The following is a 24,103-nucleotide window of genomic DNA, read 5'->3' as shown; positions in this document are numbered from 1 at the left end:
TTTTATTGCTGATCCTTGGGTTTAGGTATTATATTAAATGGATTGGGACTTTTTATTTCTGCTAATGCCGGCGAATCGCTATCAAAGGTAGTAGTCGATTGACCTCTTTGAGCCACAGTATCATCAAATGCTTTTAAGTCACTCATCAATTCTTGTTGACTTGTACTGCCAAAAGGTGCTTGACTGATATCTCCTTTTATTGCGTTGCCTATTGCCTTTTGACTCCCAGTATAAAATTGACCATTGCCCGAAGAAAACACGTAGTCATCTTTAGGAGAAAAAGCAATATCATTTATAAATGCAGCAGTTAATGGATTTAATGCGCCACAGCAAAATTGTTTTCTACATTTGGCCTCTTCATCATAAAATTCTTTTTTCTGTTGATCATTGTGAAAAGAAAGAATAGGAGGATACTCCATGAGTAAAGCTTCTCGTTGCTGTTTCATGTGCTCGTCTTTTTCTGCATTAAGAACGTTTGAGCGATAATGATCTATTAAAGGTGATTGCTGTTTTCCTGGAACCAGATTTTGGAAAAAAATCATGTCACCTAATTGAATAGGTTTTTGGTCATACTTATTTTGTGCCATAATACCTTCCTCAATATGAACCTTAATAGTTTAAAGATTAGCAGTTATAGCATGAAATGCGAGTTACAATCATTTAACTCATGCTAATTTAATTTGAATAGAGTCCACTTATTTTTGTATACTTCGCTTTGTCATAAGAACAGGTTAATTTTATGCATAAGAAAACAATATTCAGAATCACTTTTGCTAATCAAGAAGCAATTTATGAAATTTACGCACGCTCTGTTAAAGAAAGTGAAATGTTTGGGTTTCTCGAAGTTGAAGAACTGGTGTTTGGTGAACAAACTTCATTGGTTGTTGACCCTTCAGAAGAACGCTTAAAGATTGAGTTTAATGGTGTTAAACGAACATTTATTCCCATGCATTCGATTTATCGTATTGATGAAGTTACAAAACAAGGAACAGCTAAAGTTAAAGATAATCCAGGTCATGGAGGTAAAGTTAGCCCTTTTCCTGGTACGGGAAAAATAAAAGATTAAATGAAAGTTCCTTTATATCTCACTCTTTGTCCTGAGGACTCATAATGACTATTCCAGATAAAATTAAAGAAGTTTACGAGAAATCATCTTGCTTGTTTACTACGAATGAGGTTGAAGCCGCTCTTGATCGAATGGCAATAAATATACACCGTGAATTGCAAGATCAAAATCCAGTGCTTGTTTGTGTTATGGTTGGGGGCTTGGTTCTTTTAGGTAATTTATTGCCACGCTTGGACTTTCCATTAGAGGTAGACTACGTACATGCAACTCGCTATCGGGGTGAAATTACAGGTGGAGATATCGTTTGGAAAGCAAAGCCCTCGACTAATTTAAAGGGAAGAACTGTGCTTGTGGTTGATGATATTCTCGATGGTGGCGTCACACTAGCAGCCATTATTGATGAAATACAAAAGCTTGGAGCAGAAAAAGTATACAGTGCTGTTTTAGTTGATAAATATAGAAAGCGTGTTGTAAATGGTTTACAACAGGCCGATTTCGTGGGCTTACAAGTTGAGGACCATTATATCTTTGGTTATGGAATGGATTACAACGAGTACCTGAGGAATGCACCAGGCATATTTGTAGTACACCCGGAACATGAATAAAAAATTAAAAAATTACAAAAGTATAAGATCGAGCTCGCATAGGGCTCGATTTTTCGCGCGGAATTTCCCCTTTTCTTCAAATACACGAGCCTGTCATCTCCGTTCTATGTCTACGTATTCCTTGAACGTTTTCGAATAGCAAATCGATAAATATCAACTATACTGATTTTATATGAAATGAATGGGCATGTGATGAAAAATATATTCACAGAATGCCTGCATTCTGTTTTTAAAGTGATTCAATTTATATTTTTTGCAGCAAAAAAAGTCTGTAAATTAATATCAAGCATCTATGTTTTTTTTATTTCAATCACAAGAACCTATCGATCCGAATGCTCTTTTTTAAAAGGGGATAGTCGTGGGTCAATTTAAGTTAGCTATTGTCGAAACACCTCAAGATGCCAAGGATTTTATTCTGGTGAATGTGATAATAAATAAAAATAGCTCTGATTATATTCGTCCTTTGAATAAGGACATTAATGATGTATTTGATCCGCTGCGAAATAAAACATTTAGACATGGATGGATTCAACGTTGGATATTACGTGATGCGCAGGGTGTGCTAATTGGGCGGATTGCGGCCTTTATTAACTTACGTTATCAAATTATTGCGGATAACTTTTTAGTAGGTGGAATAGGCTTTTTTGACTGCATTTACGATCATCAAGCTGCAAAAATTCTTTTTGACGCTGCAAAAGACTGGCTTCAATTACAAGGGATTGTAGCAATGGATGGACCGATAAATTTTGGAGAACAGGATCGATGGTGGGGATTGCTTGTTGAAGGCTTTCAAAATCCATTGTACCTCATGAATTATAATTTACCTTATTATCAAGAGTTATTTGAGGCTTATGGATTTGAAGAGTTCTATAATCAACTATGTTATAACATTACGTTGAGCAGCTCTTTAAAACCAATCTGGTACAAGATTCATTCAAGGTATGAAAATAATCCAGAGTTTTCTATTCAGTACATTGATAAAAATAACTTTAAAAAATTTTCATGTGATTTTAAAGAAATGCTTTATGCAGGTAAGTTCACTCAGGGTTTGAGCGGTGAGGCTGAGTCTGAGCTCGTATTTGATTTGCTAAAAAAAATGTTTCTTTTTAGTGATAATCAAACTGTTTTATTAGCTTATCATCATGAGCGGCCTATCGCTGTATTATTTTCTATTCCTGATTTAAATCAATTCATTAAGTATTTAAATGGAAAGTTTGGCTTTTTACAAATTGCAAAGCTTTTATGTTTGAAACATTTCAAACCCTGTAATAAAGTAATTGGTATGATTCATGCCATTATCCCCGAATTTCAAAAAACAGGTATTACTGTTTATTTAAGTTATAAGTTATTAGAGGGCATTCTTCAGTCACCAAAATCGCAGTACACAGAGTATGAAATGAAATGGATTGGTGATTTTAATCCCAAAATGCATCATCAAATGGAAAAAATTGGTTTGATGTATAAAAGTAGGGTGCTTACAACATACAGATATTTATTTGATAAAAAAACAAGGAGCTTAAATCTCCTCCACTAATCATTTAAATAAGATAGGTAAAGGAGCAAAACATGCGATCTGTAGTTGTTACTGGTGTCTCATCTGGAATTGGGTATGCCATAGCTCAAGAGTTAGTGAGTCAGGATATTAAGGTTTTTGGAAGCGTACGCAATGAACAAGATGCTTTACGCATAACTGATGAGCTAGGGGCACTTTTTTTTCCGCTTATATTTGATATAACTGATGAGATTGCAGTTAAAAAGGCAGTAGAAGAGGTGCAGAAACAATTACAAGGCGAAAAACTTTGGGGATTAATTAATAACGCGGGAGTTGCTGTTGTTGGTCCTTTAATAGAAACACCGCTAGAAGAGTTTCGGCGGCAATTTGAAGTGAATGTTATTGGACAAATACAGGTAACTCAAGCATTTATTTCTTTGCTTGGTGCTGATAAAACCTTGAAGGGAGAGCCCGGAAAAATCATAAATATTGGCTCTATATCAGGTAAAATCTGTAGACCTTTTTTTGGACCTTATTCCATTTCAAAATACGGGATAGAAGCATTTTCAGATACATTGCGTGTTGAGTTGATGATTTATGGTGTTGATGTAGTGCTGATTAGGCCTGGAATGGTAAATACTCCGATTTGGCATAAAAATGAAGATCAAGTCAGTGAAGATAAATTGAGCCAATCTATTTATGCGAAGCCTCTGCACCAATTCAGAAATTATATTTATCATAAAGTAGAACAATCTGCTTTGCCCGCAAAAAAAGTGGGGAAGTTGGCATATAAGATTTTATCTAGCGCACATCCCAAAGCAAGTTATGTTTTGGTTCCTAATCTCTTTCTAGATTGGATAGTGCCACTCAGATTACCTAAACGTTTTGTAAACAAAAAAATTGCGCAAGCCCTAGGTTTTTTAAAGAAAATTGAGTGACAATTAGCACTCACTGAATTTCATAAAAAGTGCCATCTAATATTCCTCATATTGTTGACAATAAAGACTTTGACGCTGTTTTTTGATATGATTTTTTTTTTTATTGTTATAATAGTTGGTTCTATTTCTTATGAAACTCGCTTTTTTTATTAGTAGTGCTGGGGATACTGATTTAGCGTTAAACACGATTAGGGCGTTAGAACTTCGTGGTAAACATGAGGTTTTACTTATTTCATTAACTAAAACGGCTCAAGATCGCGTGGCTGGTTTTAACTCAACGTTAATGTCGGCTAAAATATCATTGCCAGAACTACTAAATACTGAAAATAACTCTTTCCCAATAGGCTCCTGCAGTGAAGAACAACTCAATAAGATAATAAAATACATACAAAAAGAGAAAATTGAGCGCGCATATTGTGGTGTCCCTTCTGTTAGCAGTAACATTCCGTTTCAAATTGCAGCAGCATTAGAAGGTATACCTGTGCTAATGGCTTATGAGTTTATGTTTAAGCCAGACGCTCATAATTTATGGGATCATTTACCCACTTTAAAAAATAAGCAAAATATTCAATGGGCTTTACCATTGCAGCAGGCAATAACTGACTTCGCATGTGTCGACAAAAGCAAAGTACATACAGTTGGACATCTGAGTATCGACAATGCTTTCACCACAAAACCTCCAATGAGTGATGCAGAACGTGTACTGAGCTTAAAGGCAGAACAAGAACTGTCAGATAAAACACAAAAAGCCTTACAGGTAGGAGAAGGAAAATCATTGGCTTTTGTCAGCAGTACCACTCAGCCTGTGGCAATTGATAGTACTTTTTTAAATAGTTTACTTGCAGAGCTGCCGAAGCATCCTACTGTAGAGGTGCGTCTCGGTCTTCATCCTGGAATTGAAGATCTTGATGCCTATTTAATTGAACTACTCAAGGTGTATAAAAAACATCAAGATGCATGTAAAAGCCAATTTAAAATCATTTTAACGGACACTTTATTTGCAAAGCTTAAAAAACCTGAATTAACTGCTACTAGTGCCGAATTTGAACATGTTTTTATACGGGCAAATGTCAGTGGCAATGAGGCGGCCGCCGCGGCTGATCGTGTGGCCCAAGCAGTTCCCGGGGCGTTATTAAACCAAGGAGTATTAGAAGGGAAGGCATCTTATACCCACTTTGGTAAACCGTATCTTCCAAACCAATATTTTTCCAGCAACCTTTCGACATTTTTTGGAGAAAGTCGGCAGATGGCTCGAAGCAAAGAAGAACTGGGTCTGGATGGGAAAACTGCGCCTGAATGTTGCGCAGAGATTCTTTTAAAATGATAACGCATAAAATGGCGCGCATTACGTAAACGTGTGTGCGCCTTTGCGTAATCAACAAAACTAATCGTTTATTTCCATACATATTAACTAATTACTTTCTGTTGTTGGGTCGAGGATCAACTTACGCTTCTACGCTATAACCCGGTTGCAAGCAATCAGGTTACTGGAGGCGATGAATCATGCTTCTTCTTGTCTAACCCTTTTTTTGTCATGTTTCTTACATCAGCAGTTGTTGCATTTGTGCTAAGGAACTCTAAATGGCTTAACATCAGTTGTTGTTTTTTTTCGTCATATTTATCCCAATCATTGAATTTTTCGGCCAAATTAGCGGCTAATGTTGGATTTATTTTTTCTAATTTTAGAATGACATCGACGATAAGTTGATAGCCTTTTCCTGAAATGGCATGGAACCCATAAGGATTTTTAATGAATGTTCCCAACAAAGCATATACTTTATTTGGATTAGACAAATCAAAAGCACGGTGGGACGTCAATTGCTCCACTAACTTCACGACATGTACTGAATGCGCTGCTGCCTGCACGTTAAACCAATAATTAACAGCGCCTGCATCACCTTGCCAGTAATCATAAAAGCGCTCCAACAATTTGCTTGATTGACTGCTGTTATTATTTAAAAGCAAGCTAAGTGCAGAAATGCAGTCGGTCATGTTTTTACCTAAAGAGTTATTGAATTGCTCAACTAATGCGCTCTCAGTTTTTTCAGGCTGTATTAAAAGCAGATATGAGTGGCAAACATGCTGTAAGCGGCGTGCACCAGCAGAAATGATATCAAACGTTTGAAACGGCGATTTGTTGGATGCAGGTATTTTATCCAAACTTTTTTGCATCAAAACTATATCTTCCTTTAATTTTTTTGCAATCTGCCTCTGAATAAGTTGGCGTGCTTCTGTAATTTTCCCAAAATCTTGGTTTTGCAGATTAGAAAATAAAGTTTCTTCCGTAGGTATAGATATGAGCTCAGCAAATACCCAATAATTTAATGAACTATGGGCCTCACTAATTAGCTTTCGATATGCATTAAAAAGTTCAGGAGTAAATACAAGGGAGATGCCTGCACAATAATCACTTACCATTTGTGTCATTAGTTTGTTTGCCGCCTCGCATCGATTATATAAATTGCTGTCATGCTGCATTAAGAGAAGCAACTGTTCTTTGTTGTATGCAAATTCGAGTTGCACAGGAGCTGAAAAACTACGTAATAAAGATGGAGTAGGATGTAAATCAATGTTATCGAAATGAAACGCCATCTCCGGCTTATCGACTATGATTGTTGCATCACCCTGAATCTCGTTACCGTTTTTATCGAGTAATCCAACAACAACAGGTATAGGTCTACCTTTTCCATCTGTGGTTTTAAATTTTAAAGTATAACGCTTTGTTCTTTGCTCATATTCGTCAGTGACCATTAATTGAGGAATACCTGCTTCAGTAAACCAATTCAAGAAAGGGCTCATATCTTTTCGCGTTGATTTATTTAGTGACGCCAATACATCTTCCAATGTCACAGCACCACCATCATTGCTTTTTAAAAATTGGGTCATTCCCTGATAAAAAGTTTTTTCGCCAAGAAAAAGCATTATCATCCGGAAAATATCGGCACTTTTTTCATAAGCAGCAGCGGTATAGAGACTTCTTACATTCGTATAGGTATTTTGTCGTGGGGCACGTTCATCAAAATTTTTCCCATCCAACATCCGGATTAAGTCGGTACCAAATAAACGCTCTCGAAACATTGCAGCTCTAAACGTAGTCAGTCCTTCTTTAAATGGCAAGTTAAACCATTCACGGATAGTTACCCGATCGCCTGACCAATAATGGAAATATTCATGAGCAACTACCTCTAAGACGCGTAAAAAATCAGCGTCAGTTCGCGTTTCGGGTGTAGCAAATAAATTTGCGGTATTAAATAAATTTAAGCCTGTCGGTTCAGAAGCGCCAGATGCATATTTATCAACGCCAGCAACCATATGTTGTGATAACTCACATTCCAAATCAAAGATCTCTTCTTCCCAACGCATTGCTTCTTTTAAAACTTCTTTAGCAAAATCACATTTTACAGTTGCTGCGGGCGGCACATAAAACTCAATCGGTAATTCACGTTGAGAGCGTGTTTTGAAATAAGCTACTGACTTTTGTAGCTTTCCAGCGACCAATGCAAAAAGATAACTGGGTTTAGGAACTTCATCTAGCCATGTTGCACAGTGTAATCCGTTCTCAATGTCTTTTTGTTCAATGAGTGCCCCATTTGAGAGTAATACAGGATAGTTTTCTTTTTTGGCAATAATGGTTGTTTTGTAGGTCGCTAGATTATCTGGCCTATCATGGCAAAAAAGGACGCGACGAAGTCCTTCTGTTTCGGCTTTAACCAGTACAGTTCCTTCTGTTTCATATAAGCCGAACAAATCGGTGTTCTCACCCAAACGTGTTATTGTTTCAAGCGTAAATACTCGATCTTTTGGAATACTTTTGATAATTAAAGAGTTTTTTGTTACTTCATACTTTTCTCGAGATAGTTTTTTACCATCGAGAATAATCGATTCTAAGATCATATTTTCACCATCTAACTCGAGATCAACAGAGTGAGATGAGGACTTAGGGTTGGGGGCAATCGTTAATATGGCTTTGGACTGGACAGGCTTCTTAGAAAGATCAATCTCCAAATCTACATGTTTTATAAGGTAATCAAGTACCTCATAATCACTTAACCTAAATATCCCGGAATGATTTTTCATGAAAACTCCCTAATTCATGGTAAGCACACACTGAAATACGTCAACCGAAAGCAGAAGGATCCTTGTATGGCGTGCTCGTGAACGCTCACAATTCATGGCATAAGGAGCAACAATATAAGATCAATTTTTTTATTTCAACAGAAATGATGGTTTTGTCGAAAGAGTCGTTTCATGGAGATATTCGCTTTGTAATGAATCTGAGCGTGTTTCGTCAGTTTGCATGAAGTCAGTTAGATGCTTTTTCGATTGAAGAAATGGATTATTTTCTGCATCCCAAGGAAGAAAGGCAGTCATGTCATTAAAATAGCATAGTTTGGCTTCGGCAATTTCAAATGGAACTGCTGTTTTTTCAATAACGCCATTAAGTTCCTTAATAATTCGCTCCGAAACTTCTTTAGATATTTTTCTATTGGGTCGAGGATAGGCCAAAGTAAAGTGGAAAACCGGAGGTATCGTTTCTTCGATATTTAACGCTTCAGCCATTTCCTCAATTTGCGCTACATGCTTTTTGGGCAAAAATAAACTTAATGAAATGCACCAATCAACGTTGACTTGCATTTTTTCAATTGATGGATAAATAGGATTTTTTTGAAGGGTTTGGTTTATTTTTTTGTAATGAGGCAGGTTTTTAGTAATAAATTGATTCCAAGAGGCTCCAACTTGCTGCTCTGTTTCTAAACTCATAGTGGTCATATGATAACTATGAGCAGGTAGCGGGGAAAAATAATGCATAATCAATGGACTACTCTTTAAGACTTGATAAATTGCTTCACAAAACTCCTTTTGTTCAGGATAGCATGCGGATACCACTGTGACACCCGGAAATGGCGCATATTCACCATGTTCATCCACTTTCCTTAATTGTCTTTGCTCAGGTTTATTTTTAATAGTGAACATTTTATAGGCCAAAAATAAGATTTGAGATGATAGTATCATGAATTATTCTGATGCAAAAATTGTGGTAAATATTTAATCTATAATGATTATATGGAGAACTGAAATCGTCTAAATCTTAGGGACTGTAATCAGAGAGTTATTATGGCAACGAAAGTGAAAGAAATAGAAACAACCCAATCGTTTGAAAATAAACGGCTTGATGCACTTCAATCATTAAGGATTATGGATACAGTTCCTGAGGAAAGTTATGACCGATTGATACGTCTTGCCATTAATTTTTTTAATATTCCAATTTGTTATATTGCCTTTCTTGATGATAAAAGACAGTGGTTTAAAGCACGACATGGTTTACAAGCGAAACAAACGCCAAGAAGCATTTCCTTTTGTAATGTGACCATACAAAAACATGAACCATTAATTATTAATGATGCCCTTGTTGACGAACGATTTGCTAATAGTCCTTTGGTACAAAAAGATCCTTTTATTCGCTTTTATGCAGGCGTTCCTTTGACTGATCCACAAGGTTATAACGTAGGTACATTTTGTTTGGCTGATACCTCTCCAAAAGAATTGGATGACAAACAACTGGAGCTTTTATTAAATTTAGCGCATATAGCCAAAGATGAGTTAAGCCTTCGTAAATCGAACTACTTATTACAAAAAGTAAAAAACCAACTCGAGGTACGTAATAAGTTAATTCGCAAAGTATTTAGCTTTTATATGTCTGATGATGTAGTAAACACAATTCTTGAATCTCCTCATCACCAAAGATTAGGTGGATACGAACATAAAATAACCATCATGTTTAGTGATTTAAGAAATTTTACACCCTTGTCTGAATCAATTCCTGGTGAAGCGCTGGTTTCTCTTTTAAATAACTATTTTAGTAAAATGGTCCCAGTAATAGAAAAGCATCAAGGTACTGTTGATGCGTTTATTGGAGATGCCATTATGGTTATTTTTGGTGCTCCATATTCCTCCGGAGATGATTCACAACGCGCGATAGCCTGTGCTTTGGAAATGCAGAAGGTTCTCAAGAAACTGAATCAATCCAATCAAAAGAAAAATTTGCCTCATTTAGAGATGGGTATAGGAATTAATACGGGGATTGCTGTAGTAGGTAATGTGGGATCCAAGAAACGGATGCAGTATAGTGCGATAGGTTCATCAGTTAATTTATCCTCACGAATTCAAGATCTCAGTCTTGGCGGACAGATATTAATTTCCGAATCCACATATAATGAAGTTGCAAAGGACATTGAAATCAATGGTCATCTTCGCGTAAAAGTTAAGGGAATCGAGTCACCAATTACTATTTACGATGTATCAAAATTAAAATTGCAACAATAAAAAAAGCGAATGATGGATTTACACTATGGACTTTTTATAAAGGTTTTCAGCGCAAATGTGCTGAAAACCCGATAAATGAATTATATACAATGTTAAATTTGGGGGCCTTGACTGCTTATTTCTTCTGAATCTTTTATTTCAGATGATAAACCATTTGGAGTAATTCCCCAGGGTTTTATAAGAGAGCGGCTGATTGGCAATCCGCCTTGATTCAAAACATCACTTACAAGTGTCGTGCAATTATACACCTGGTTACTATTTGTTCTTTTTTTAGATGCTCTGCGGTGCATTTCAACATCAATTGGGTCTTGGGAGACAAATGCTGAGCTGTCTCTAAAAAAACCAAGTAGATTTACATTTGGAAACAGTTGATAGCCGACTTCACCAGTTTCTACTTTTTTTTGAATTTCTTGAATATGCTGACTCATCATGTGGGTATTTAAATTTTTAAAATGATAAATATGGTCGGGAGGTAGTGGCTTTGCATCATGGTTTGGTTTTACCAACGGTTGGTCCATATCAAAGGCACCTGTATTTTCAGATGCACCTAATGTTTCCATATCTTCAGATAAATTGGTAGCAAGGTGTGCTGGTAAAGGGAGTATTGAAGTTAAACCTGTGGAGGGGACACCATAAGGATGAATACTTATATACAATCCAGGATCTTTAGCTTTCTTTTTTGGCCGGGAACCGCCTGTTTGTATTGCAGCATGACCTACTTTTTCTGCTGTCATATCCCAAATAAATACCCAAGTGTTTTTTGGGGTATCAGAAGGTTCGCTTTCTTTTGATGGCGCAGTAGCTTTTAAATTAACAGGACTACTTTCCACATCTAAAGCTGAATTAGAGGAGGAAGTATTCGTGACACCGTGTATTATAGATCTTAGGCGTGCAAACATGACAATCCTTTTATATTTAGCGAAATAACCTTTACAGTAAAGGGATTATAGGCAGGTATTAAATTTTAAATCAAGTGTCTATTTGTTGCTCACCCTATTTAACTCTAAATAGGGTGAACTCGGTTTGATATTACATCTTGTGGTCACTGCAATGTTCTTTCATAAACTCGTCTTTATCTACTTTAGCAAAGCCGTGTTTTGTCAGCTCTGAGGTAAAAAAGGTTGGTATTGTGGGATTATCAAAGCTATAACCTGCACTTTGGAGGATATGGGTTACAGAACTAGCGCAGTTATCCACACGCATCTTTGGAACTTTAGGGTGGTCGTTATCAAATACATGGATACCACACATATCTTCAGGAGGATAGCAGCCCATTTCTTGTTTATGTTTTTCCACTACTAATTGCGCGCCACTAGCTCCTTTAACTATCTTTTTGAATCCCTGAGCTAATGGGTTGGCTTTACCAAAAACGGAGTAAAGTCGATGTCCACTTTTTACATCTTCACTAAATTCAGTATATCCTTCTACCGCTTTTTTAAATTGTTCTTCAGGTACTGAGGTAATCAAAACATGATCTGCTTCCTGTACATCTTGGACATGATCTTTAGCAAGTTGTCCTAATACAGGAATTGATCCGAATGATAATCCATTAACAATACTTCCGAGCAAGCCAGGATAAAAACTCGTGGTATGAATTTGTGTTTGGCCTTCTTTTTTCTTAATAAGCATAGCTGTTACATGCCCTGGACCATTTTCTTGATTGGTTTCTTTGACACAAACACCAATTTGGTATTCTGTTTTAGCTTGCTGTGGCTTAGGTTGTTGTTCTTTATCTTTAGAGTACATTTTTAACCTCATATTTTTAATTTATACGAGGCATCCATACCAATTTTAAAATCACTTTCTTTGGTATTATACTAGGCAAATATTAACAAAATATTAAAATATGATCAAAATATGTTCAATTATGGATTATAAATAACTCATCAATCTAGTTATGAGCAATAGCTTTCAAACAAAATACATGATGCATTCAGACTTTTTTTTGCCAAAAGACTTAAAATTCAATTTTGGTTGCATTTTTACTCTACTAACTACCTGCATTCTATTATTTGAATTATGGGAAATAAAATGCCAACAAATCATACAACATTCAATTTATTTGGCTATGTTTAAACAGAAGGGGGGGGTTGGCTTTGTAAGGAGTATTAAATGCAGTTAGGTTTTCAATTAGTAATAAATGATATTGATGGAGCACATTCACTCAAAATAGGACATCCTGATAATGATCAGGAAAAGCAAATGATATATGAAGCTTACAGACTCTCAAAAACTAACATTAAGACGCGCCCCTATATTGCAGTTCCTCTAATAGACTGAAGAGATGCGGAGTAATTTGACAAAATGCGGATTACTCCCTAAATTTTAAGAAAATCCAAAGTAAATAACTCAAAATAAAATGGAATTTATTAGAATACAAAAAAGAGGACATAGAGTCGTATTCATCCTTTTCTGGTTTATCAGTAACCTATCTTTTAGCAGTCCATTGAAGATTGGTTTAGGTGTTTCAGGACCGCCTATTGTTGAAAAAGTCACTACAGCCCAAGGCTCACATTATTTTGGTTTTTGCATTGATCTCATGGATAATATTTGTAAAAGGATTAAAAACACTTGTAGCTACAGTGAAGTAACTCTTAATGATCAATTTGATTTATTAGATAGTGGTAAAGTTGATTTACTCATTTTGGCTAGCCCTTATACACCATATCATCTAAAGCAATATGCTTTTAGCATTCCTTATGCGACCAGTAAATTTCAGTTTATTACACTAAAAAACAGTTCCATTAATAAAATAGCAGACATAAAAAATAAGAAAATTGGTGTAAATAAGAATACTTTTTATGGCCTGTTGCTCAAGTCTCCTTATGGTAAACATAATCAAATTATTCCTTATGACAGCACACCCGATCTCTTCTCTGATTTAGCAGAAAATAAAATTGATGTTATTGTTTTAAATCATGCCATTGCTCATAATATAACCAGTAACAATATTTTCAATGTAAAAGCAATAGGGCACGATCTCCCTTTAGGTAATGGATATGGCATAATTGGCCTTGCTGACAAAGCGCCATTAATTGAGGAAATAAATAAAGCAATTCTTCAGATGGAGCATGATGGAACTTATACCGCTATTTATCAAAAATATTACGAGCATTAAATAAAAATAAAAAAATCAATTAAGTATAAAGATGATTTAAAGCAACCACATCTGGAAGCCCGTCGTTTATTTAATCTTTCTCTTCATTTCGATGATGGAGAGTTATTAATAATAAAAAAACCTTTTAAAATACTATCTAATTCTGGGGTAAATTACAGATCTGGAGCAAAAGCGAATTAGGAGCTATATCAGAAAGTATTTGATAGTAATACATTCATGAACTGATAATTACGGAAAAAGCAAGCTCATAAATGATCGTATAACAGTCAAATGGAATTTCTAGAGCTTATGATTTAATAAATAAACTATAATTCGCTTTCGCTCCAGAACTGTAATTTAACTCAATTATTCAAGCTAAGATAATCGCTCTTATTGTGCCTGCAAATGCAGGTGGTAAACTAGAGCTTTGTCCTGGGGTCGGGATATAGGAAAGAGCTGGTTCTAAATAAATATTTGATATTATTTGGGCTTGATAGTAAATTTGGTACATTAATTCAGTTGGTCTATCAGTACTGTGGTGATTCAACCATGCTAGTGAAAAACCAAAACCTAGCGAATCAGTTTCTCGATTGGGGATTAAACCAAATGCAGTTAAACCTGCGCCAATAGATTTGTTCATAGGTAAGACACTGGAGTTATTAATACTTAATTGGTAAAAAGCCGAAATACCACTAATATCGTATCCCGGATGACGATACCATAAACGTTGTGATCCGAATAGATAAGCACCTGTGGCATCCTTTTCGCTAAGATTATGCTGGCGAATAAGTCCTGTTTGATGCCATACTCCAATTCCAGCGGTTCCAGGTTTTTTTCCTAAAACCCATGCTCCACCTGTTTCAGCAACTTGAAAGTAATTTCCATTAAATGTTGGTCCAGTTAAACCGGTTTGTTTACCGCTAGCTAAATTGCCATCATAAATACCATAAGTAAGATACCATCGCTTCACGGGCGTAAAATTCAAGGTGAGCCCATAAGCAGAATTTGTATAGCCAGGCATAACTCCATCTACGGCTGGATTGATAAAAATAGGGGTGTAAATCAAACTGCTTACTGCTGGTATATTAGGTTCACCAGAGCTTAGAGGAACAGGCTTGATTACGTTATTAAAATCAAGTGTAGTAATTGTTTTCCCAATACGAACAAAAAGTTTATCATCAAAAAGTGCTTGCCGATACCAGAGCGCATAAAGTTCTGAACGATTAAAAGGATATACATCGGGTAATGAGTTATATCCTTGAAAAAGACCGGCTTGCGCATTTGTGTTTTGCGCATTTTGCTGTAAAAATTGAGCACTAAATAGACCACCACGCCATCCATTAAATTGCTCCATATTAATGGTTAAATCGACCAACAACACACTGTTTGATGTGATGCGTTCAGCATCAGTTATGCCACCAGAAAATAAATCATTCGTATCTCCTATCCAGGCACCCTGGATCATAATTCCATGATTATTTTCAATACCAAGTTTTTCTTCTATAGAACGTTGGATTGTTCCTGTGCCGGTAGGAACATTAACAGCTGCAGGGTTTGAGCTGATACTCGTGGGTTTTGGGGGTACTTTATGTGTTGATTTTTTAGGGGGGTTAATTGCCTCTGCATAAACGCTATTAAGCGTAACCAACAGAATAAAAAAGAAGATACGATTTATCATTTTACTTTTCGTTCCATGACTATCGCTGTGGCTGAGGTAATAATCGGCCGCAGCGAGTCTTTTGCCTAATCAACCTTTTAGCAACCTGCTCCAGACATGAGTATCCTTGGTACAAGTTGATTTTGATTCACAACATAGGTTTTATTGGGAATAATATCTACCCAATTCGTAAGTAAGTCTGGTTTTTCTTTATCATTTGACCACGCTATTACTCTAAAGTATCGGGCATTATTTGGTGAGATGAGCTTAATTTTTCCTTTTTTGGCGAGTATCATTAAAGAGTTTGCGTTTAATGTTGCATCATTAAGCATGCTTTGATTCGCTTTTTGTACTTCTTTGACTGAAGATACCCATTGTACTGCGATTTTTCCGAATTTATTTTTCTGTGGGTAATTTGTTTTATTGTCAAGCATAATGCTGTTGGCGAAGACACTTGAAGTCATATAGCTTAAGCACAAAAAAATGAAGATCTTTTTCATTATTTCACCTAATGGTTATTGAATAATTTTACCTTCTTGAGGCGGGCAGCTTACATTTTCATCAATCTTTGGCATGAGAGGGAATTTACCCTCAGCAGAAAGTGTTTTCATCTTGCCCAGATTTTTGAAGGATTCTTTAGGAATATGTACGGCTACGTTTTTAATGGTATTGACTGCTTCAGGAATGTCGAAATTACCTACCATGCTTAAAAATTGATAACTTTCTTGTGGAGAAAATCCTTGAGTGCTCACTAAAAATTCAATTGCATTCCTAGAGGCAAGCTGCATAGCTTCAAGAAGATCCTGATTCAATCCCATAACAATCCATTCTTTCGAGTTTTCAACAATTGGCCAAGTGAACAAACTGTTACCATTGCGTTTTGATTTATCAAATACACCTTCGGCTTTTAGATCTTTTCTGACAATAAATTGCAGGGTGATACCTTGATAAGAGGTTTCAAGGGCTGTAACGTCAATCTCACCATTACTTTGCATTGCATGTGAATCACCGGTCCAAACGAGAGCACCTTTTTGAAAAACAGGTAAATACAGTATGGAACCAACTTGCAAGCTTGGTTCATCCAAGTTGCCTCCAAAAGGACCTGGCGGAACGGAATTAAATTGTCCTGGAACCGGTTGCCCCATGTGTGATTCTAAATTTACAGGCCAGCCATCAGGCCAATCTTGAGGAGGAGCTACAGCAACAACCCCTGGAAACGGTTTTAAATGTAAGCAGAGTCCTTTCTTGAATTCAGTAGCGTTCTTTTCTTGATTGTATTTAAAATACATAATTCGGGGTTGGGTAAATTCCGATAAGATCCCTGCTGTAGGGCTTAAAAAATTATAGCCAAAATCATTCAATTTTATATCTAATATTCGAATTTCAAGTACATCTCCTGGCTCAGCTTCTTCAATGTAAACAGGGCCGGTTAAGCTATGCATCCCGCGCCTATTTTGAATGTCATATTGGGTATAAAACTTTGCAACTTCAGCAGGAGTTGTCTTATTATAGACCATTTCATGCAAGCAACTGTTCCAAGTTTCTAGAGACACTGAATCCCCAGAGTGAACTTTAACCACAGGCTGCTTATCTAGGGTATAAAGACCTAGAGTTACGGTTTCTTCTGTTGCGGGCACTCTATAACTTTTTGCTGATACGGCAGAAAAAAATATCATTGTGATTAACAAAGAGAAGACTTGGATTTTGTTTAGCATTTCTAGTCCTTAAGAATGGCTAATGAAGGATATTTGCAATAGAAAACAACAAATAATGTAATATGTTTAATATAATTTACAAAAAAAATCAAATGCTTGGGTCTTATGTGTTCAGAGCTCTCATAAACCAAACATCTTAGTTTAATTGTCCCTGTTGCGCAGTTATTAGCCATGACGTGATGAAATTTGGACGGTTTACGCCTAGAACTCCATGTAGTGACGATGTTTGATGATCAAATAATAAGTCATTTATGGAGAAATACTTCCTATGTTAGATTGTTATTTTGATATCGAAACATTTCCCTTTATTATCTCTCAAACCCCGAGGGAAAAATATTCGAAGTAGGGGGGATTATCGCAACGCCTCAACTAGTAACACACCGTGTCTCTCAACAGTTTACTCTTCTATTAATGTTTTTTTGATGAGGAAGAGACTGGAAAAGTCAGTTCAGTGTATGTTCCAAAAAAGGAAGCTGAAAATTATTTTCAGCATGTTTTTTCTGGTTCGACTCAGCGAAACATGATGCAAAAATGAAAGAATCATTACTTTATAATGCTCTTTCATCATATAAGGAGTTAATAATATGTGTGTAATTTCGGTGTTACACGAGACTACGATTACTTTTTATTTCTTCTTCTAAATACTGTTTGCAACATATACTTTTAATGTGTTTTGCTCTTTGTAAGCATTTTATTGGTAAATGCAATCGCTAATGCTGAAACAAGTAGTGTTAAATGAATGATCACTTGCCACATTACAGAGTAGTTACTGAGCTTATTGGGATCTATAAATGTTCTCAATAGGTGGATTGATGATATTCCAATTAATGAAAGAGCAAGCTTTACTTTCATCGCTCCTGCATCAAGGTGATCGAGCCATTCCGGTTGATCAGGATGTGACTCAAGGGCAAGAGGAGAAACAAAAGTTTCATATCCTCCCATAACAACCATAATAAGTAGATTGGCAATCATCACTACATCAATTAAGTCTAAGACACCAAGCATGATCTGGGCATCATCAATACTATTTAGGTGGGCTATTAATTCAAATAATTCATAAACAAAACGATATACATAAACAGCCAGTACTAAAATAAGGCCTAAATATAAAGGAAGCTGTAACCATCTTCCCATAAAAATAAACTTGGTAATGCCTCTTTTTAAGTTATTCATAAAACAAACACCATATATTTATAAAACTATTTTACAAGTCGCATTCAGTCGCGCTAGAAGTCTCGAATTTAAACGGATCCATTTATGAATGCAATAAAATCTGCATTGATTGAAGATACTGCTGATTTTGTAGCCTGGGTGAGGCGAAGCGAAACCCGTTTTTCTGCAAAACTTCCCGGGTTATGACTTACGCCGTCACCCAGGCTACAAAACATTTGAACTTCATTAGGTTAGCAATTTAAGTACTAAGGTGCTTCAGTAACCGTAATTACTGAGGAAACACCTTGTGCTTTCGTATTTGGATTATACATTGCTTCTGCATAGGCTGGCGGAACAATGTATTTTCCAATATTAACTGCTTTTATTTTATAAACAATCTCTTTAGCAACAGATTCAACTCCACCAAAGAAATTCACTCTGTCTTCACGTACATCAACAAAATCCATTGTATTATTTTTTACAGAGTCGGTTACCACTTCAAAACCACCAGGTAACAAATCTTCAATAGCAATGTTTGATAAATAATCATGGCCAACCGCACGGATTTGAATATGCACCTCAATTTCGCCTCCCAGGGTTGTTGTGTTGATCACATTTCCTTTGGCGTCTCTAAACTCTCGGAAAATTTCTAAGCCTTGCTTTAAAGGCGTGCTGGGGATTTCTTGATTAAAACCTGATTGCATTAATTGATAGAAAAATGTTTTCTTGTCCGGGTTATTAAAACGTATTTTTTGGACATCAGGTTCAATATCAACTTTCTGATAGTTTGCATTAGATGCTGGGACATTAACTTCCTTATTATCAGCCATAATTTTTGTCATCGATAAGGTTGATGATGCGTCATTAGGCTGATTTGAATGGTAAGCACCTAAGGCCAAGCTTGTAAATCCAGATAAAACAGTATTGATTTCATCGTTATTAACAGCTTGGACTAGACGTTTTAGCAAATCATCACCTACCTGTGGTAATAGATTAGGGAAATGTTTCGCTACAAGATACAAATATTGAGCATCAGCGATGGCACTATTATAAAAATCAGTAACATAAGCCTGATTATTTTGTGGCTTATACAGGCCAATTAATTGATTTGCTTCATCATGGCTTTGTAGTAATTGATAAGATGCAGCAATATAGGCTGTGAGGATATCCGTTTTCCATGCATTGGTCTTATCCTTTTCTAGATACAATTGCAAATTAGAAAGGTAATTGGTTGTAACAATCTCATTGCGGGTTAAAATATAAATGGCATATGCCTGAACTCTTGCCGCATCCATATCAGATACATTTTGACTTGCCAAGGTTTTAAGATAGTTAACTCCATTAAAGAACAAATCATTTGGAACATTAAATCCTTGTGCTCTTGCCTCAGTTAGGAAATGCATTGCATAAACTGTTGCAAAATCATTGCCTTGGTTGTCACCAAGTCCTGGCCAATAACTAAAACCACCACTAGACATCTGGCGCTGGCTTAGCATTTGAATGGCCGCGTTTACTTTTTCATGCACCTGCTTTGTTTCTTCACCAAAACCAGTTTGATTGTTCATTACTAATAAGGGGAGGGCTTTACTGGTTAATTGTTCTGTACAACCATAGGGATAATTATCCAGATAGCGTTGTAACCCAAATATCAAAATTATAGGATTAGTAGAAACAGTAGCACTCACTTTGCGATATTCTGGATATAGTGTTTGCATAATATCCAAGGTTTTCTGAGCTTCGTCTGATTTTCCACTATTGATGTAAGTGCTAAGTGGTACAGCTGGCCTAACACTCAGTGTAGCACCCATTGTACTTGATTTATCACCCATACTGGCTTTGAAGCTCAATTGAGCAGCTCCCAGAAGAGATTTAGCTTTTAATTTAAAATGAACCGTTTGCTCCCGACCTTCTGCAATTTCTAATATTTGCGTTGGTGACCCAGTGATTTCGATTTCAGGAGATGCTGTCAAATCAATATTTATAAGCGCATGTTCTCCTGAGCCCTTAATGTTATTTGCAATAGATGCCGATATTTCAAACTCATCTCCTGGGGCGACAAAGGTCGGAACGTTAGGGTTAATAATAAAATCCCCACGAATTTCAGCAGAGGTCTCTTTTGAACCAACGGAATCAGATGATACCGCTACGGCCATAACGCGCAATGTTCCATTAAAATAATCAGGAACTTGGTATACTAATTGATGATTGTTTGAGTCTGCATCAACAATACCTGACCAATAAGCCACAGGTAATTCAGTTTTGCGCTTAAAGGGATTGAGGCGACTTGCCATACCTTCTTCACCGTTATCACCTCCGACCGCAGAAAGCTCTCTATCTTGGATAAATTTAGGCATGATCTGATCCACTGTTTGCTGGGTCAGTACTTCAAGAGCATGTTTTTGGAAGAAGAAAGATAAAGGATCGGGGGTTGTGTAACGTGCAACTTGCAGAATCCCTTCATCAACTGCAAAGACAATAATTTTCCCAGGCTTATCAGTACGATAATCTATGGTAAACGGTTCACCAGGACGCGCCACTGCAGCAGTTTGCAGATCAATTTTTATACTGTGTCCTTGATGATTTACCGTAAAAGGTACAACACTATAACTAAGTGGGCTTATGAATATTTCAGGTGAGCTCCAATCACGTATAAATGCAACGTTGATGTATCCATCACCTTGAAAATCAGCGGGAATATGAATAGTTTGCACGGAATTTGTAGTATCTGTTTTGAACCATTGTGCTGCGTAAACCTTATCACGCTCTATAGTAATCAAGCCTGAGCCTGTAAAAGGCGCAGTAATTTGTATTTCTATATCTTCATTTGCTTGATATTCTGCTTTATTGAGTTTAATCGATAGCTCGGCATTCTTAGCTAAGGGTTGCTGGCTTGCACCTACAACGCTGAATTTTAGTTGATTAAGTACTGTATTATCTTTTCCAAGAATACTTAACGAAAAATCGCCAATCTGTTGTGTTGGTAATGTGTAATCAATACCTTGCTCGGAGATATTAAATGGTGTGGTGCTCACTATTGTCGATTGAATCACCGACTGATATTGATAAGTTCCATCTGCTTTTTTAACAAGCGTTGTGACCGGATGTAACGAAACCAGTTGTATCTTCACATCTTTGACTTCTTGCTGGTTTAATTCGGGATTAATCGCAATATAGTGAACAGCGCGGGTAGCGTTTTGCTTAATGAAGGATAAGTCCCCATCCGGTTTATATCCGATAAAGTAGGGTAGTGGGCTAATTAAGGTTTTAGTTTGGTTTGTTACACTACGACCACCTTCTGATTCAAAACCTTCAGCAAAGAATGTCAATTGGTAAGTCGCTTTTTCAAAACGGTCAAGATTTAAGTCAAATTCAGCGTCGCCTTTATTATTTGTTTTTGCGTTATTTAAGGTCTCGGTGAAGACTTTGGGTGGTTTTTTGGGATCCAACAAGGGATCAACAAAAACATAATCAGGATATTTATCGAATTGAACTTTTTGTGGGACTAACAAAATTTTAGCACTAACTTTTCGATCAACGGCAGGCGCGCCATATAGGTTCCAAAGAGTCACCTCACCTTTTAATCCAGTTGGTGAGCTCCAACCGGTAGATGGTTTTGGAGACAAGCTGGTAGTGATTTTCATTCTATCAGGTAAAAATTCAGAAACACGAATGGTCGTAGAGCCCAGTAGATTTTGGGGATATCCATCTTTGACTAAGTACAAATTAACCATATATTGGCCAGTTGGCGAGCTGGCATTGGTTGCAAAGTCCAGGTCCATGTAGCCGAGATCATTAAGGGTAATTTTCTCATCTTTGATTGTTGTGCCTCTTGAATCAATCACAGTCGCTTGCAGCGGTAAACCACCAGGTTGTGGTTGAGCAAAGGCTTGTTTGACAATCATGCCAATATGCACTGTATCTCCAGGTCTGTATATACCTCTATCTGAGAAAAGATACGCGCTTAAACTGTGTAATTCTTGATTGCTAGTATAAAGACCGCCAATGTCGAACTTGGAAAAATTTAACTGTCTATTCGCATTATTGAATGGAATAAATGACACATCATTGTTCAATTGAGACAAATATACTGTGGGCTCTCGATCATCAATGAAATCTTTTAAAGGCGGGAACGAAACGCGGCCCTGGGCATCACTAATACGGGATAAAATGGGTAAGCCATTTTTACCTAAAACGGTTACTGTAGCATTGGCAACTGGGGTTCCTTGCGTTATCGAATTAACAAACACGTCATGGCTGCCATCCTGATTGTCTTTTACTAATAAGGCCATATCAGTAATCAATATCATGCGACTGGCTTTCACATCCAATGCTGTTTTATTGATGACATCCCAGCCTGTAGCTTGTAGCAAAAATAAGCCCTGTGGCCCCAAAGTATTGGTGCTCATTGTCAAATACTTGCTGAAATCAAGCGCTGTATATTGTTGTTTGGCTAAATCAGAAATATCAAATTCTTGAATTTCTGAAGAAATTTGACTGATATTTTGTTGATTAAAGGTAGGATTAATAAAATAGGGATTATTAAAATCACCATGAGTTTGCGTTACTAATTGATTGATATTTTCAGGCAATACACGTGCGAAATCAAACTTGACTGCAGGTAGACCGCGAACCAGTACAGAAAGTTTTTTCTCACCACTTAAAGCCAAAAGTGAGCCTTTATGTAAAAAACTGATCTCTTTAGGTATTGCAGGCACAGGAATAACTGCTACGTATTCATTGCCTAAAGTAAAATTGCCGAAGCTCTGCATGCCTTTATCAATTTTAATATAGATGTAGCGAGGGGCTTCTGTTTTAAATTTAAAGCTATGTAAGGTTGAGTAGTTTTGTTCTGTAGGAATAGGCTCTTTTGCCAAGGGAGTTGCTAAAGCCAGAATCGTTTGTGTTACTTCTCCTGGATTTTGCCATTGATAATTCTCTTTGGCAGCCTCTGCAGTGGTTGCTGGTCGGTCTTTAGGCAGTAAATAAATATGTACTGACTTATTAAAGTCGTTTTCATTTATTCCTAAAGAAGTTTCCACCGTCAGAACTTGTTCGGGCCTGTCTTTTTCATTGCGAACAATAGAGGCTGAAGTTGAGAGAACTTTAAGGAATTCTTTGGCGCTTGGAATTAATAAATTTTGTGATTGTTCCTGTAGCAAATGGCCGGAATTTGTTGATGAGGTAACGCTTTGACCTAATGTTAAACGTAAAAAGCGGGCTACATCATCTATTTTTATTGTTTCTGAATGTAGGTAAGCAACACGCTTATTTTTATCATAAGTAAAAGTAAACGGAAGATTTTCGCCAGTGGAACCTGATTTCGTTTGGTATGCTAAAGATGTATTTTGTTCTAAAGTTTGTGGATTAACCGGAAAATTGAACTCTATTGTTGCAACAGCATTTCTTACCTCAGCATGTACCGGATCTTGATAGAGCTTAAATTCAGTAATTTTGGCATTAAAAGGGTGGGTAGAAAAAGAAAATTTATGACTTTCCATATTTGCATTAGGCGCAAAGGCACTGTTAGCAAAAAGGACAGTGTATTTTTTCCCTGCAGGCCAATCTTCTGAAGGTGTAAAAACTAATTGGCTGTCAGTATTCCATGTCCATGTTCCAAGCATTTTGGGAGTTATTACAATGCCTTCGCTTACTGTTTTTCCAATCAGATTAATGGGTGCAACTGATTGATTAATAAACCCATTATTTTTTATGCCAAAGTCAATAATCAAATTGTTGGGAACTAATTGTTCTTCAGTATTTGGTGTGATATCTGGGACTGTGATTTGTGCGGTGGTATAAATGGGTTGCGGCAAATTTTTATACCAATGTAAAAAGCAGCCTGCTGAAATTAAAATAAGAACTATTAATAGACTGCTTCCCCAAAATTTTTTGGGAGAAGATTTTGATTTACTGCATAAGTAATTTACCCATGGTGGACTACGCCAATTTAATTTGCCAAATACAGATGAAAACGCATTGATTAACAAAGAAAGCGGACTTTTATTCATCATTTATCCCATGTGGTAAAATAGGGCTGAAATTTGCATATATTTTATT

General features: G+C 36.5%; 17 protein-coding genes. 7 read left to right on the top strand and 10 right to left on the bottom strand.

Annotated elements, in window-relative coordinates; genetic code table 11:
• Positions 1–2: 2 nt before the first annotated feature.
• Positions 3–587, bottom strand: a complete 585-nt coding sequence (locus BGO44_RS08220) for a hypothetical protein (RefSeq protein ID WP_058510371.1) — start codon at positions 585–587, stop codon at positions 3–5.
• A 152-nt stretch (positions 588–739) separates the two neighbouring features.
• On the opposite strand from BGO44_RS08220, the gene BGO44_RS08215 reads away from it, so the two are divergent.
• The 5 genes from BGO44_RS08215 (at position 740) to BGO44_RS08195 (ending at position 5,425) form a co-directional block, all read left to right on the top strand.
• Positions 740–1,066 carry a DUF1820 family protein gene (locus BGO44_RS08215; RefSeq protein WP_273197922.1) on the top strand — a complete coding sequence of 109 codons (327 nt, stop codon included), beginning with the start codon at positions 740–742 and terminating at the stop codon, positions 1,064–1,066.
• A 44-nt stretch (positions 1,067–1,110) separates the two neighbouring features.
• Positions 1,111–1,671, top strand: a complete 561-nt coding sequence (locus tag BGO44_RS08210; protein ID WP_058510369.1) for a hypoxanthine-guanine phosphoribosyltransferase — start codon at positions 1,111–1,113, stop codon at positions 1,669–1,671.
• A 358-nt stretch (positions 1,672–2,029) separates the two neighbouring features.
• The gene (locus BGO44_RS08205; protein ID WP_273197920.1) at positions 2,030–3,205 is read left to right on the top strand and encodes a hypothetical protein; all 1,176 of its coding nucleotides are present in this window, start codon (positions 2,030–2,032) and stop codon (positions 3,203–3,205) included.
• Positions 3,206–3,237: 32 nt separating this feature from the next.
• Entirely contained in the window at positions 3,238–4,101 is an 864-nt protein-coding gene (locus BGO44_RS08200; protein WP_273197919.1) for an SDR family NAD(P)-dependent oxidoreductase, read from the top strand.
• Between the two features lie 130 nt (positions 4,102–4,231).
• Positions 4,232–5,425, top strand: a complete 1,194-nt coding sequence (locus tag BGO44_RS08195) for a hypothetical protein (protein ID WP_273197917.1) — start codon at positions 4,232–4,234, stop codon at positions 5,423–5,425.
• A gap of 155 nt (positions 5,426–5,580) precedes the next feature.
• On the opposite strand, the gene pepN is transcribed toward BGO44_RS08195, so the two are convergent.
• Both pepN and BGO44_RS08185 read right to left on the bottom strand, forming a co-directional pair.
• Positions 5,581–8,178 carry an aminopeptidase N gene (gene pepN, locus BGO44_RS08190; RefSeq protein WP_273197916.1) on the bottom strand — a complete coding sequence of 866 codons (2,598 nt, stop codon included), beginning with the start codon at positions 8,176–8,178 and terminating at the stop codon, positions 5,581–5,583.
• Between the two features lie 129 nt (positions 8,179–8,307).
• The gene (locus tag BGO44_RS08185; RefSeq protein ID WP_273197914.1) at positions 8,308–9,075 is read right to left on the bottom strand and encodes a DUF1868 domain-containing protein; all 768 of its coding nucleotides are present in this window, start codon (positions 9,073–9,075) and stop codon (positions 8,308–8,310) included.
• 141 nt (positions 9,076–9,216) lie between these two features.
• Between BGO44_RS08185 and BGO44_RS08180 the strand changes: the two genes are divergently transcribed.
• Entirely contained in the window at positions 9,217–10,425 is a 1,209-nt protein-coding gene (locus BGO44_RS08180; RefSeq protein ID WP_058510363.1) for an adenylate/guanylate cyclase domain-containing protein, read from the top strand.
• Positions 10,426–10,517: 92 nt separating this feature from the next.
• Here the strand turns inward: BGO44_RS08180 and BGO44_RS08175 are convergent, their stop codons facing one another.
• A complete protein-coding gene (locus tag BGO44_RS08175; RefSeq protein WP_273197911.1) occupies positions 10,518–11,324 on the bottom strand; it encodes a hypothetical protein in 807 nt (268 codons plus the stop codon).
• A gap of 130 nt (positions 11,325–11,454) precedes the next feature.
• Entirely contained in the window at positions 11,455–12,171 is a 717-nt protein-coding gene (locus BGO44_RS08170) for a hypothetical protein (RefSeq protein ID WP_058510361.1), read from the bottom strand.
• 700 nt (positions 12,172–12,871) lie between these two features.
• On the opposite strand from BGO44_RS08170, the gene BGO44_RS08165 reads away from it, so the two are divergent.
• Complete coding sequence (locus BGO44_RS08165; RefSeq protein WP_273197909.1) at positions 12,872–13,543, top strand: transporter substrate-binding domain-containing protein; 672 nt, start codon at positions 12,872–12,874, stop codon at positions 13,541–13,543.
• A 349-nt stretch (positions 13,544–13,892) separates the two neighbouring features.
• On the opposite strand, the gene BGO44_RS08160 is transcribed toward BGO44_RS08165, so the two are convergent.
• The 5 genes from BGO44_RS08160 to BGO44_RS08140 all read right to left on the bottom strand — a co-directional run bounded on the left by BGO44_RS08160 (position 13,893) and on the right by BGO44_RS08140 (position 24,054).
• Positions 13,893–15,200, bottom strand: a complete 1,308-nt coding sequence (locus BGO44_RS08160; protein ID WP_273197908.1) for a carbohydrate porin — start codon at positions 15,198–15,200, stop codon at positions 13,893–13,895.
• 77 nt (positions 15,201–15,277) lie between these two features.
• Entirely contained in the window at positions 15,278–15,679 is a 402-nt protein-coding gene (locus BGO44_RS08155) for a hypothetical protein (RefSeq protein WP_273197907.1), read from the bottom strand.
• A 15-nt stretch (positions 15,680–15,694) separates the two neighbouring features.
• Entirely contained in the window at positions 15,695–16,894 is a 1,200-nt protein-coding gene (locus tag BGO44_RS08150) for an acetamidase/formamidase family protein (protein ID WP_273197906.1), read from the bottom strand.
• 663 nt (positions 16,895–17,557) lie between these two features.
• Complete coding sequence (locus BGO44_RS08145; RefSeq protein ID WP_273197904.1) at positions 17,558–18,067, bottom strand: TIGR00645 family protein; 510 nt, start codon at positions 18,065–18,067, stop codon at positions 17,558–17,560.
• Positions 18,068–18,312: 245 nt separating this feature from the next.
• The gene (locus BGO44_RS08140) at positions 18,313–24,054 is read right to left on the bottom strand and encodes an alpha-2-macroglobulin family protein (protein WP_273198020.1); all 5,742 of its coding nucleotides are present in this window, start codon (positions 24,052–24,054) and stop codon (positions 18,313–18,315) included.
• Between the last annotated feature and the right edge of the window lie 49 nt (positions 24,055–24,103).

It is taken from the genome of Legionella sp. 39-23 (assembly GCF_001897665.1).
In the GTDB taxonomy this organism is placed as follows: domain Bacteria; phylum Pseudomonadota; class Gammaproteobacteria; order Legionellales; family Legionellaceae; genus Legionella; species Legionella steelei.
Note: the sequence above shows the minus strand (reverse complement) of the source record. Positions and strands in the feature narration are given on the sequence as shown.

What these genes read in the sequence shown, in the direction of transcription:
- BGO44_RS08140 (WP_273198020.1), bottom strand. Translation starts at nt 24,054, where the DNA reads ATGAATAAAAGTCCGCTTTCTTTGTTAATCAATGCGTTTTCATCTGTA.
- BGO44_RS08155 (WP_273197907.1), bottom strand. Translation starts at nt 15,679, where the DNA reads ATGAAAAAGATCTTCATTTTTTTGTGCTTAAGCTATATGACTTCAAGT.
- BGO44_RS08145 (WP_273197904.1), bottom strand. Translation starts at nt 18,067, where the DNA reads ATGAATAACTTAAAAAGAGGCATTACCAAGTTTATTTTTATGGGAAGA.
- BGO44_RS08175 (WP_273197911.1), bottom strand. Translation starts at nt 11,324, where the DNA reads ATGTTTGCACGCCTAAGATCTATAATACACGGTGTCACGAATACTTCC.
- BGO44_RS08150 (WP_273197906.1), bottom strand. Translation starts at nt 16,894, where the DNA reads ATGCTAAACAAAATCCAAGTCTTCTCTTTGTTAATCACAATGATATTT.
- BGO44_RS08185 (WP_273197914.1), bottom strand. Translation starts at nt 9,075, where the DNA reads ATGTTCACTATTAAAAATAAACCTGAGCAAAGACAATTAAGGAAAGTG.
- BGO44_RS08160 (WP_273197908.1), bottom strand. Translation starts at nt 15,200, where the DNA reads ATGATAAATCGTATCTTCTTTTTTATTCTGTTGGTTACGCTTAATAGC.
- BGO44_RS08180 (WP_058510363.1), top strand. Translation starts at nt 9,217, where the DNA reads ATGGCAACGAAAGTGAAAGAAATAGAAACAACCCAATCGTTTGAAAAT.
- pepN (WP_273197916.1), bottom strand. Translation starts at nt 8,178, where the DNA reads ATGAAAAATCATTCCGGGATATTTAGGTTAAGTGATTATGAGGTACTT.
- BGO44_RS08200 (WP_273197919.1), top strand. Translation starts at nt 3,238, where the DNA reads ATGCGATCTGTAGTTGTTACTGGTGTCTCATCTGGAATTGGGTATGCC.
- BGO44_RS08220 (WP_058510371.1), bottom strand. Translation starts at nt 587, where the DNA reads ATGGCACAAAATAAGTATGACCAAAAACCTATTCAATTAGGTGACATG.
- BGO44_RS08210 (WP_058510369.1), top strand. Translation starts at nt 1,111, where the DNA reads ATGACTATTCCAGATAAAATTAAAGAAGTTTACGAGAAATCATCTTGC.
- BGO44_RS08215 (WP_273197922.1), top strand. Translation starts at nt 740, where the DNA reads ATGCATAAGAAAACAATATTCAGAATCACTTTTGCTAATCAAGAAGCA.
- BGO44_RS08195 (WP_273197917.1), top strand. Translation starts at nt 4,232, where the DNA reads ATGAAACTCGCTTTTTTTATTAGTAGTGCTGGGGATACTGATTTAGCG.
- BGO44_RS08170 (WP_058510361.1), bottom strand. Translation starts at nt 12,171, where the DNA reads ATGTACTCTAAAGATAAAGAACAACAACCTAAGCCACAGCAAGCTAAA.